At 46.8% G+C, this 11,734-nt stretch carries 14 protein-coding genes; all 14 read left to right on the top strand.

Annotation, left to right across the window (positions count from 1 at the left end; genetic code table 11):
• Nucleotides 1-270: hypothetical protein (locus KB186_RS03060; RefSeq protein WP_232773066.1), on the top strand; the 270-nt coding region annotated here is incomplete at its 5' end.
• 16 nt (nt 271-286) lie between these two features.
• On the top strand, nt 287-1,075 hold the full coding sequence (locus tag KB186_RS03055) for a FliA/WhiG family RNA polymerase sigma factor (protein ID WP_232773065.1): 789 nt from the start codon (nt 287-289) through the stop codon (nt 1,073-1,075).
• 31 nt (nt 1,076-1,106) lie between these two features.
• A complete protein-coding gene (locus KB186_RS03050) occupies nt 1,107-2,525 on the top strand; it encodes a flagellar assembly protein A (RefSeq protein WP_173608000.1) in 1,419 nt (472 codons plus the stop codon).
• A 46-nt stretch (nt 2,526-2,571) separates the two neighbouring features.
• A complete protein-coding gene (locus tag KB186_RS03045) occupies nt 2,572-2,910 on the top strand; it encodes a hypothetical protein (RefSeq protein WP_173607999.1) in 339 nt (112 codons plus the stop codon).
• A gap of 23 nt (nt 2,911-2,933) precedes the next feature.
• Nucleotides 2,934-3,461 (top strand): DUF6115 domain-containing protein, encoded by a 528-nt coding sequence (locus KB186_RS03040; protein ID WP_173607998.1) that lies wholly within the window; start codon nt 2,934-2,936, stop codon nt 3,459-3,461.
• Nucleotides 3,436-4,131, top strand: coding sequence for a DNA polymerase III subunit gamma/tau (locus tag KB186_RS03035; protein WP_370646638.1), 696 nt, complete (start codon nt 3,436-3,438; stop codon nt 4,129-4,131). Before KB186_RS03040 ends, KB186_RS03035 begins: the two co-directional genes overlap by 26 nt.
• Before the next feature lie 244 nt (nt 4,132-4,375).
• Entirely contained in the window at nt 4,376-5,086 is a 711-nt protein-coding gene (rpsB, locus tag KB186_RS03030; protein ID WP_015891726.1) for a 30S ribosomal protein S2, read from the top strand.
• 137 nt (nt 5,087-5,223) lie between these two features.
• Nucleotides 5,224-6,111: a translation elongation factor Ts gene (gene tsf / locus KB186_RS03025; protein ID WP_173607996.1), complete on the top strand. Its 888-nt coding sequence runs from the start codon at nt 5,224-5,226 to the stop codon at nt 6,109-6,111.
• Nucleotides 6,112-6,270: 159 nt separating this feature from the next.
• Nucleotides 6,271-6,993 (top strand): UMP kinase, encoded by a 723-nt coding sequence (gene pyrH / locus KB186_RS03020; protein WP_007719254.1) that lies wholly within the window; start codon nt 6,271-6,273, stop codon nt 6,991-6,993.
• A 2-nt stretch (nt 6,994-6,995) separates the two neighbouring features.
• Nucleotides 6,996-7,553, top strand: coding sequence for a ribosome recycling factor (gene frr / locus KB186_RS03015; protein WP_015891724.1), 558 nt, complete (start codon nt 6,996-6,998; stop codon nt 7,551-7,553).
• 66 nt (nt 7,554-7,619) lie between these two features.
• Nucleotides 7,620-8,390, top strand: a complete 771-nt coding sequence (locus KB186_RS03010; protein WP_221869158.1) for an undecaprenyl pyrophosphate synthase — start codon at nt 7,620-7,622, stop codon at nt 8,388-8,390.
• 17 nt (nt 8,391-8,407) lie between these two features.
• Nucleotides 8,408-9,193 carry a phosphatidate cytidylyltransferase gene (locus KB186_RS03005; protein ID WP_173607994.1) on the top strand — a complete coding sequence of 262 codons (786 nt, stop codon included), beginning with the start codon at nt 8,408-8,410 and terminating at the stop codon, nt 9,191-9,193.
• Nucleotides 9,194-9,233: 40 nt separating this feature from the next.
• Nucleotides 9,234-10,382 carry a 1-deoxy-D-xylulose-5-phosphate reductoisomerase gene (locus KB186_RS03000; RefSeq protein ID WP_173607993.1) on the top strand — a complete coding sequence of 383 codons (1,149 nt, stop codon included), beginning with the start codon at nt 9,234-9,236 and terminating at the stop codon, nt 10,380-10,382.
• Nucleotides 10,383-10,425: 43 nt separating this feature from the next.
• The gene (gene rseP, locus KB186_RS02995; RefSeq protein ID WP_173607992.1) at nt 10,426-11,691 is read left to right on the top strand and encodes an RIP metalloprotease RseP; all 1,266 of its coding nucleotides are present in this window, start codon (nt 10,426-10,428) and stop codon (nt 11,689-11,691) included.
• Nucleotides 11,692-11,734 lie beyond the last annotated feature (43 nt).

Genomic DNA, 11,734 nt, shown 5'->3' with positions numbered 1-11,734 from the left:
GCATTTGTCCTATTCTTCCTCGCTGCATTTCCAATTCGTTGGCTGCTCGCAACGTTCATACAGTCATCTACTCCACCAATGGTTACGGACACGCTAGAGGGGACAAGCTCTCCTCTAGCAGAAGGTGGGGTCGTTCTGGAAATTGGACAACAATTCGAACAGGAAGAACAGACATTTGCACCACTCTTAATCAACAACATGGAAAGGATTCATCCTACTGAGGATCCAGCCACCGTTGCAGAGGTCGTTAGGCGCTTATCAGATGAGTAAAGGTTGGTGACTATTCGTGGCACGGCTAACCAGTCAAGAAAAAGCAAAAGAGTTCGATAAATGGGTCATGTGGAAGCAAGAGGGAAGTCGCGAGGCGGAGGTTGACTTGGTCACGCGGTTTTTGCCACTGGTAGACAAGGTGGCAAATCGGTTGGCAATTAATCTGCCATCAAATGTGGACAAGGATGACTTGATTAGTTATGGGCGCTTTGGGCTATTGGACGCTTTGGCTAAATTCGATCACACCCGGGGTCTCCAATTTGAGACGTACGCTATGTGGAGGATTCGTGGCGCAATGATCGATGGACTACGCGAGAACGACTGGATCCCTCGTACTGTTCGAGACAAGGCCAAAAAAATCGAAGAAGCATACACCACCTTGGAACAGCAAATGCTGCGAATGCCAACCGATCAAGAAGTGTCTGATTATCTGGGAATAAGCAAAAAGGAGCTTCAACAGGTTTTCTTGGAAACCTCTCTTGCCAGCATGGTTTCAATCGATGAAGCAGTAGGGGATGAAGAAGAACAAAAAACAGCAAGGCATTCGTATATCATCGACGAGATCACACCTCGGCCTGATAATGTGGCGGAAGTATCCAGCTTAAAAGAGGTTCTAGTAACGGTCATCGACAAGTTGCCTGAAAAGGAACGACTGGTTGTCTCCTTGTTTTATTTTGAAGAAATGACCTTATCAGAAATTGCGGAAATCATGAGCTTGTCACCTTCAAGAATATCCCAGCTGCACTCCAAAGCTCTTTTCCGACTTCGTTCTGCGTTGTCCAGATGGAAATCGCAATTGATGTAAGGGGACATTACCCAAGCTTGAGAGGGGTAGAATGATGGAAGGGATCGGGAATTATAAAATAGAAGTAAAAATTTCAGCTGATAAATTGGAGGCCGAAATACTTCTTCGTATGGACGAACAAGATATCGATGAAATTGTCATCTTGGAAACAGATGTCTATAAAGCCTTACAAGCAAGCAATGTGAAATATGGAATTCTCGATGATGTAGTTCGGGACTTGTGCACCTTACCCGCGAAGTACGCAAACGCGAGAGTAAAGGTTGCTCAAGGGATTGCACCTGTGGCCGGAACCGATGGGACTATCGAGTACCCTTATTTGGCATCTATTAATGAAGGGGAAGGTCCAAAAGAGCTAGAGGATGGCCGAGTTGATTTTTATAATGTGACGACAATCCCCAATGTAGCAAAAGGACAACTCTTGGCACGTAAAATACCAGCAAGCCAGGGACAACCAGGCACAGCAGTTACCGGAGAGCCCATCGCTCCCAAAGCCGGCAAGGAAATAAACATAAAGCCTGGGAAAAATGTTGTGCTCAATCAAGAGCGGACGATGCTATACGCCGCTATTGACGGACAAGTATCCTTTACGGAACAGGCAAAAATGAACGTGTTTCCCGTATTTGAAGTAAACGGGGATGTTGATTTTGGTGTTGGCAATATTGATTTTGTGGGAACGGTGGTCATTCGCGGGAACGTATTGAATGGCTTTCGCGTAAAGTCATCAGGAGATATACGCGTACTTGGCAGTGTAGAAGGGGCCGAGCTGTACGCGGAAGGTTCTATTGAGATCAAAAGCGGGATTGTTGCCCAGGACAAAGGCTGCATTGTTGCGGGGAAAGATGTCCGGACATCCTTTATCCAAAACGCCAATGTAACGGCTGGCAATCAAGTGATTGTTTCACAAAGCATCATGTTCTCCACCGTACGTGCCGGAAAGCAAATCATTTGCAAAGGGTCAAAAGGATTCATTATTGGCGGCGTACTGCAGGCTGGGGAAAAGATTGTGGCACGAGTATTTGGGAACAGCAGCGCCACTCCTACGATACTCGAAGTAGGAGTAAAACCGGAATTAAGACAAGAACTTGCGAACATTCAAAAAGAACTACAAAATGTGTATGAAAATTTACGCAAAACAGATCAAGGCCTTGGCGTTATGAATCAGATCCTTCAAGTCAGCAAGGAACTTCCAGCAGACAAACGTCTCATGCAAATCAAGCTAACCAATACTCGTTTGGTTCTGGAAAAAGAAAGTAAGGAATTGGAAGCGCGCAGAAATGATATTGAACTCGAGCTAAAAGGGGAAGGCCCAGCAGCTATTGAGGCATATCATGTAATGTATCCAGGAATTAAAATGACGTTTGGAAAGCTGGTGCACTTTATCAAGCACGAGTATGCGAGAACGCGATTTATTGTGCTGGACGGTGAAATTAGCACAGCAACTCTCATCTAATCCAGGATGCTTACATACTTAGTGTGACAAAGGGAGTTGGGGCCATATGAGTTTGAAAGCGGTTGAATTGCAGGTGGCAATACCACGCACGTTAGAAGTCAGCCGAATTCAGGAGCATCAGCAACAACGAACCATGCATGAACAACAATCAATGATTGATCAACGAAGAGACCTGGATGAACATATGCGTCAGCGCCCGACCGATCTTGAGCAATCACAAAAGAACCAGATACGCGAACGGGAAAAAAAACAAGGACAGCAAGAGCATCAGGACAAAAAAGAATCCACTGGGAGCCAAATGTCCGAATCGAGCGAAGGTGTATCTACGAATGCTGATCTCATGAGAGACCCGTTGCGTGGACGTATTATAGATATTTCTTTATAAACGAAGTCAAGCCAGAAATAAAGGTGGACAACATGGACGTAGTGTATCCCATCCTGATTGGAGCAGGAATGATCAGCATGCTTCTTGCTTTTATCATTAAAAAGAAGCAGCCTGTTGACTCCTTTTCCTCATTACCGACACAACGCACGACGGACAAGGACGAGCTCGAAAAAAGCGTGCAACGTCTTCAAAAGCAGGTAAAGCAAGAAACCAATCTTCTTGCTGCAGAATGGCAGGAAATGAGAGCGGACCTTCTCGAGGATATCGCGAGTTTGCGCAAGCGATTAGACTATATGGAAGAGCAATGGCAAACGAGTGAAAGCCACAACAAGCAAGAAGCTCCAAAGGACACTCATAGGATAGAACCAGCACCTCAAGTACAAGAGGTGGATATGCTGGCACTGCGAGAACGTTATCGCCGTGCCTTTGAGCTGAGTAAAGAAGGTTTGTCTCGGGATGAGATCGCAAAACGACTAGGTGCCGGCAGAGGGGAAATCGATTTGATCTTTTCCTTGGCTGACAGGCATGAGCGAGGTCTGGCCGATGCGTAAACAAGAGCTATTATTCGGGTTTGGAGCAGGTCTGATTGTGGCTACCTCCATTATCGGACTGTTGGCTCCTAAGCAGACTGCGCAAGCTCCGGCGATGACTGTCGATCAAATGAAAGTAGCCGCACAAGAGCTGGAAATGGTCGTACTTACAGCAGATGAATACAAACAGTGGCAAGAAGAAAAGAAAGTGAACGTCCAGCCAGCTCCTGGAGTGCCCAAGGCGCCAGTTACGCCAAAGGTAGGACAAACAGTGGCGCCTGTGACAAAGCAACCGCAGACGCCAACTGTACAGCCTACGACACCTGCAGCTTCATCGGAGCAAAAGGTGACTCCGCCAACAGATCCAGTGAATAAGGACGTCCAGCCTACTCCTACCGTACCGAATACACAGACACCAACATCACCAAATGCGGAGGCACCTAAACCTCCGATAGTGGAGGCACCTTTGGCGGATAAGAAGGTTTCTTTCACTGTTCCTTACAAAGCAACCGCAGAGGATGTAGCGCAGATTTTAGTAAAGGAAGGAATTCTTCCTGCCGACAATCAATTTGTGGCCCAACTACGTGCCAGTGACAAGCTAAATCGTATTCGAGTCGGCACCTATGAAGTGTCGACTGCCGCTAAGGAAGCAGACATCGTCAAATTGATAACAACGCCGCCTAAAAAATAGGCGGTTTTTTCAATGTAACGAAATGTGTCCGTTTGTCGTCTGTCAAAAGGGTCAAAACTTTTTTACGAAATAAATGGAATTCGTTTGTTGCAATTGAAACTTCCATGTGATATATTCATTTACGGTGTTGAAATCGCACGTCCACCAATTCCGGCAACGGTGCTGCCTATGGCAGAATTGCTTGGAACATGCGGTGAGACGGAGGTAGGCATCACAAAAACCATTTTTGAAGGAGGTGTGAAATATGGCAGTAATTTCGATGAAACAATTGCTCGAGGCTGGTGTACACTTCGGTCACCAAACTCGTCGTTGGAACCCGAAAATGGCTCGCTATATCTTCACCGAACGTAACGGAATCTACATTATCGACCTACAAAAAACCGTTAAAAAAGTAGAGGAAGCGTACAACTTCGTGCGTGAACTCGCTCAAGACGGCGGAAAAATCCTCTTCGTAGGTACGAAGAAACAAGCACAAGAATCCGTTAAAGAAGAAGCAGAACGCACAGGTCACTACTTCATCAACCAACGTTGGTTGGGTGGTACTCTGACAAACTTCACAACCATCAAAAAACGTACTGCTCGCTTGGCTGAGCTGAAGCGTATGGAAAACGATGGTACTTTCGCAGTATTGCCTAAGAAAGAAGTTATCGTTCTGCGCAAAGAAATGGATCGTCTGGAAAAATTCTTGGGCGGTATCGCTCACATGGATAAACTGCCTGACGCTCTGTTTGTCATCGATCCTCGTAAAGAGCGCATCGCTGTAGCAGAAGCTCGTAAATTGGGTATCCCAATCGTAGCGATCGTAGATACTAACTGCGATCCAGATGAAATCGATTATGTGATCCCAGGTAACGATGACGCAATTCGCGCTGTGAAATTGCTCACTGCTAAAATGGCAGACGCTCTCCTGGAAGGAAACCAAGGTACAGAGCAACAAGCAACAACAACTGCGTAAGCATGTGTGTTAAAGGGTGGACTGAGGGTGTCAGAACCCCCGTCCATCCTTTTTTGCTGAATAGCGTCGCCGAGGTTAACAGGTGACTTGCTTTTCGATTATAATAGGATCGTAACTTTTCGAGGAGGTTTCACTCAATGGCAATTAGTGCACAAGCGGTTAAAGAACTGCGCGAGCGTACAGGCGCAGGTATGATGGATTGCAAACGCGCGCTGGAAGAAACAGCAGGCGACATGGAAAAAGCAATTGACTTGCTCCGTGAGCGCGGTGTAGCGAAAGCAGCGAAAAAATCTGGACGTATTGCAGCTGAAGGTTTGACTGCGACAGCGGTAGCTGGAAACGTAGCAGCAGTTGTAGAAGTAAACTGCGAAACTGACTTCGTTGGTAAAAACCCTGAGTTCCAAACACTTGTGAAAGACATCGCTGAGCACGTTGTATCCCAACGTCCTGCATCTGTTGAAGAAGCTCTGGAGCAACCTTTCAAAGGTGCTGGCGAGACTTTGGGTCATGTAATCAACGAGAAAATCGCGACTATCGGAGAAAACATCTCCTTCCGTCGTTTTGCTCTCTCCGAGAAAACAGACAACGGCGTTTTCGGTGCTTACCTGCACATGGGTGGACGTATCGGCGTTCTGGTTACTTTGGAAGGTACACAAGACGAAACACTGGCTCGCGACCTGGGCATGCACGCAGCAGCGTCCAACCCACGTTTTGCTAACCGTGAAGAAGTTTCCGCTGATGAGATCGAGCGTGAGCGTGAAGTTCTGAAAAACCAAGCACTGGCTGAAGGCAAACCTGCTAACATCGTTGAGAAAATGGTAGAAGGCCGCCTCTCCAAATTCTTCGAAGAATACGTACTGGTTGAGCAACCATTCGTAAAAGATACTGACAAGAAAGTAGCTACTCTGCTGAAAGAAGCAGGCGCTACCTTGAAAGGTTTCGCTCGCTTCCAAGTAGGCGAAGGTATCGAGAAGAAACAAGAAGACTTCGCAGCTGAAGTAATGGCTCAAGTTAATAAGCAATAATAAAGGTTATAGGGAACACCTTCGTGTTCCCTATTTTCAAAGCGAGAGTTTCACTTTGTGTGAAACTCTCTGCATGTAAATAGCAGTGTGTACCTGTTCCCAATTAGAAGGAATGAAGACTGGGCACAGAGAATGATTCATGAATGGAGGCCGTTTCACATGCCACTTCCTGCCTATAAACGGGTTGTGTTAAAGTTGAGTGGGGAAGCTTTGGCGGGGGACTTAGGGTATGGTATTGACCCAAAAGTTATTTTCTCCGTCGCTAACCAGATCAAGGAAATCGTAGAATTGGGTGTACAAGTCGCAGTAGTCGTCGGAGGAGGTAACATCTGGCGCGGACTTTCCGGCAGCTCCAAAGGAATGGATCGGGCAACAGCCGATTACATGGGTATGCTGGCCACAATTATGAACTCACTCGCCTTGCAGGATGGGTTAGAAAAAGTGAACGTCCCGACTCGTGTTCAAACCTCGATTGAGATGAGACAGGTAGCAGAACCATACATACGCCGTCGTGCCATTCGCCATTTGGAAAAAATGCGCGTGGTTATCTTCGCTGCCGGTACTGGTAACCCTTACTTTTCAACAGATACGACTGCAGCGCTGCGTGCAGCTGAGATTGAAGCTGAAGTAATCCTGATGGCGAAAAACAAGGTAGACGGTGTTTACTCTGCAGACCCAAGCCTTGACCCGAACGCTAAGAAGTACGACCAGTTGACATTCCTGGAAGTGCTGAATAAAGGTTTAGGTGTCATGGATTCAACAGCGTCCAGCTTGTGCATGGATAACAGTATTCCGTTGATCGTCTTTAACATTTCTGAAGAAGGCAATATTCGTCGGGCAGTAATGGGCGACAAAATCGGTACTCTAGTGAAAGGGGAATAATTATGCCACAAACTGTGCTAAATGACATGGAAGATCGCATGAATAAAGCGATCAATGCTTTGAAAAGAGATCTGTCCAGCCTGCGTGCAGGTCGTGCGAACCCAGCGATGCTGGATCGTGTTACAGTAGACTACTACGGCACGCCAACGCCGATTAGCCAATTGGCAAACATCAGCGTACCAGAACCACGTATGCTGACAATCCAGCCTTGGGATAAAACGGCGCTCAAAGAAATTGACCGTGCGTTGCAACAATCGGATTTGGGAATTTCTCCATCCAATGATGGCGTGATTATCCGCCTGATCATTCCTCCACTCACAGAAGAACGTCGTAAAGAGCTCGTGAAGCTGGCAGGAAAAGGTGGAGAAGAGGCAAAAGTAGCGATTCGTAACATCCGTCGTGATGCAAACGATGAAATCAAAAAGCTTGAAAAAGCTGCTACTATTTCTGAGGACGATTCTCGTCGTCATCAAGAAACCATACAAAAAACGACGGATAAATTCATCGCCGAAGTTGACAAGATCGTTAAGGACAAAGAGAAAGACATTTTGGAAGTATAGGTAATGGTAATCCCCCTCGTTTGAGGGGGATGTACGTCTATATCTCTCATTACGGGGGAACACTTTATGTTAGAACATCTGGCGCGCAAATGGGGCCGCAAAGAAAAGCAATCGGAGCCAGCCGAGTTGGATCGTTCCGGTAAGATTCCGGAACATGTGGCGATTATTATGGATGGTAACGGTCGTTGGGCCAATAAGCGCAGTTTACCCCGGGTTGCCGGGCACCGTGCAGGAATGAAAGCAGTAAAAGAAGTCGTCAAGGCTGCAGACGAGATCGGCGTGCGTTATATGACGATGTACGCATTCTCTACCGAAAACTGGAAGCGTCCACGCGATGAAGTGGATTTTCTCATGAAACTTCCGCAGGAATTTTTGTCGACAGAATTGGATGAATTAATAGAACGTGGTGTCCGCATACGCATGCTGGGCAGTAAAAACGAACTGCCTTCTCATACGCTGAAAGCATTGCTGGAAGCAGAAGAGAGAACGAAGGACAATAGCGGTCTTCAATTGAATTTTGCCCTGAATTACGGGGGGCGAGATGAACTTGCAAAAGCATTCTCAGAGATGGCAGCACAAGTAAAAGCAGGCGAGCTACAACCAGAACAACTGACAGAGGAATTGATATCGAGCTACCTGTATACAAGCGAAATTCCCGATCCAGACCTCTTGATTCGTACAAGTGGAGAGATTCGCTTGAGTAACTTTATGCTGTGGCAATTAGCATATACAGAATTATGGTTTACGGACGTGCTATGGCCTGATTTTACCCGTGAACATTTTTATCAAGCAATCGTGGAATACCAAGGCCGAGCTCGTCGCTACGGGGCGGTATAGCCGAGAGGTGGAATCAGTTGAAGCAACGTATAATAACAGGCCTGATTGGTGGGGCTGCTTTTCTATTATTGATGTATGCTGGTGGAGTTTGGTACTCACTATTAGTGTTTTTACTGGCTGTCATTGGTTATTTTGAATTTATGAGAATGGCTGGCATTCAGTCATTTTATTTGGCAGGATTGCTCGGATATGTATTGATGTTAAGCATTTTGTGGCCGTCTCTATTATTTTCGGATTGGCTCAGTATCAGCATGCCGGATCTGATGCTGCCCGTCATCCTGCTCTTGTTGATTTACTCCGTTTTACGGAAAAATCAGTTTCACATCGAACACGTCGCCCTTACGTTGGTGGGGGCGTTATACATAGGCTACGGTTTTACTTATATGGCCGCTACCCGAAACCTACCTGAAGGATTCATGCTTACGGTGATGGTCATTATGGGAATCTGGTCGACTGATTCGGGCGCCTATTTTGTCGGAAAAGCAATAGGTAAACGTAAACTGTGGCCAGAAATTAGTCCAAACAAGACGGTGGAAGGGGCCTTAGGAGGTCTCTTCGCTTCGGTCTTGATTGTTCTTTCCATCAATGCTAGCTTTGGACATTTTGCGATTGATCAGGCATTGACCATCGCTCTTGTTGCAGGGATCGTCGGGCAATTGGGGGATTTGGTGGAGTCGGCTTTCAAGAGACATTTCCATGTAAAAGATTCAGGACAACTCATTCCGGGTCACGGGGGCGTTTTGGATCGCTTTGATAGTTTTTTGCTCGTCTTTCCGGTTCTACATCTATTAGGTATTGTCTAAAACCTTTTGCATATAGAAAGAGATATAGAGGGTGAAATCCGTGAAAAAAATAGCGCTCTTAGGTTCAACGGGGTCAGTTGGAACGAGCACGCTTGAAGTCGTAGACCAGCATCCAGAGGATTTTTCGGTGGTGGCTATGGCTGCTGGAACAAACGTCGACCTACTAACACGCCAGGTGGAAAAATTCAAGCCCGAGCTCGTATCTGTGGGAAATGAGAAGGCTGCCGTTGAACTGCGAGATAGATTGGCGGGCAAGTCTCAACCAGAAATCGTTTACGGTGCCGAAGGATTGGAACTGGTTGCCCGTCATGAAGCTGCCAATTTCGTTATGACCGCTGTTGTGGGCAGTGTAGGGGTCGCACCTACACTCGCTGCGATTGAGGCGGGAAAAACAATTGGACTGGCCAACAAAGAGACACTGGTGAGCGCTGGCCCTGTTGTCATGAAACGAGCGAAAGAAAAAGGTGTATCGATTATTCCAGTAGACAGCGAGCATTCAGCTGTCTACCAATGTCTGCAAGGAGAGCGCAAGGAGGATGTGGCGCGGGTCATTTTGACCGCTTCAGGCGGTTCGTTCCGTCATCTCTCTCGCGAGGATCTACAGCAAGTGACAGTTGAGCAGGCATTGGCTCATCCGAATTGGAGCATGGGTGCAAAGATTACCATCGATTCTGCCACCATGATGAACAAAGGTTTTGAAGTGATCGAGGCTCATTGGCTGTTCGATTTACCTTATGAGCAAATCGAATGCGTATTGCATTATGAAAGTATCATACACTCTATGGTAGAATACAAAGACAGAGCGGTCATGGCCCAACTCGGTACACCGGATATGAAGGTTCCGATTCAGTACGCCATGAGCTATCCCATCAGAAAAGAACTGCCTACAGAACCACTTGATTTGGTCAAGATCGCCACGCTTCATTTTGCTGCCATGGATTATGAGCGTTATCCACTGTTAAAATTAGCGTATGAGTGCGGCATGGCAGGAGGTACGCATACTGCAGTACTGAATGCAGCCAATGAAGTCGCAGTTGATAGGTTCTTGAAGGGAGCGATCAGTTTTTTGGACATCGAAAAGGTCGTCCGAAAAACATGCGAAGCTCACCTTGGTGTAGCGAGCCCAGAGCTTTCAGATATTTTTGCAGCTGATGAGTGGGCACGCTCTTATGCGCTCGTTTCCATCTAAGGAATATGAGTGTTAGATACTTGACAGAAAGGTGGCTGTTCACTTGCCTTTGCCCAACCTGGATTCCGTTGAATCAATTCTCGCGATTGTAGTTGTATTTGGGGTACTTGTCTTTGTGCACGAACTAGGACACTTCCTTCTGGCCAAGAAGGCAGGGATCTTATGTCGTGAATTTGCACTGGGAATGGGGCCAAAAATTTTTCGCGTGAAGCGGGGAGAAACGGAATACACCTTACGCCTGTTACCCATCGGTGGTCTCGTTCGCATGGCGGGAGAAGACCCGGAGATGGATATGTTAAAACCGCACATGGAAGTAACCGTGGAGCGGGATGCGTTAGGAAAGGTCACACATATTTTGCTCGATGGGCCAAGTTCTGGTTCTACTCGTTCGATCACCGGTACGGTGGTACAATTTGATCTGGAGCAAAATTTAAATATCGTGCTTGAACTGGACGGAGAGCAGAAGACGTTTGCTGTTCATCCACAGGCTCAGCTGGTCAAGGATGGAGAAGAAGTACAGATTGCCCCTCTGAACAGACAGTTCAAAGGCAAGACAGTTTCACAGCGTTTCTGGGCGATTTTTGCGGGACCTGCAGCCAACTTTTTGCTGGCGTTTGTTTTGTTTATCGTGATCGGCTTCTTGTACGGCGTACCGAATGGCAGTTATCTGGGGAATGTGATCCCGGGAGGACCTGCTGCTCAAGCTGGATTATTGCCAGGTGATAAGGTGGTCGCGATTCAAGGTCAGCCTGTATCCTCGTGGAAAGACGTTGTAGAAAAGATTAGTAAAGCGCCGGACCAACAGCTAACATTTGAATACGAGCGCAATGGACAGCGTATGAGTGTGCCAGTTAAAGTAGGGAAAGACGAAAACAACGTAGGCAAAATCATGGTAACCAATGCACTCACGTTTGCTCCAGGGGAAGTTCTGAAATCTGGTGCAACCAACACTTACGATTTTACGATGATGATCCTGAAAAGCTTGGGAATGCTCGTAACGGGGGAATACGGATTGAAGGACTTGAGTGGTCCCGTCGGTATTTTCAAGATGACTGGTGAGGTTGCGCAACAAGGCATGGCGATTCTGTTGAAATGGGCTGCTGTATTGAGCATTAACCTTGGGTTGTTCAATCTGTTGCCACTGCCAGCCTTGGACGGCGGACGTCTGGCATTCTTGGGAGTAGAAGCGCTGCGAGGTCGACCTGTTGATCCGCATAAAGAAGGAATGGTTCATTTCTTGGGCTTTGCCTTTTTGATGTTGCTAATTTTGGTAGTGACTTGGAATGATTTGCAACGATTGTTCTCCTAATCACGTACTAACAAGATAGAAAGAAAAACAGACATACCTAAAA

The organism is Brevibacillus sp. AF8 (assembly GCF_021270385.1).
Lineage (GTDB): Bacteria > Bacillota > Bacilli > Brevibacillales > Brevibacillaceae > Brevibacillus.
Note: the sequence above shows the minus strand (reverse complement) of the source record. Positions and strands in the feature narration are given on the sequence as shown.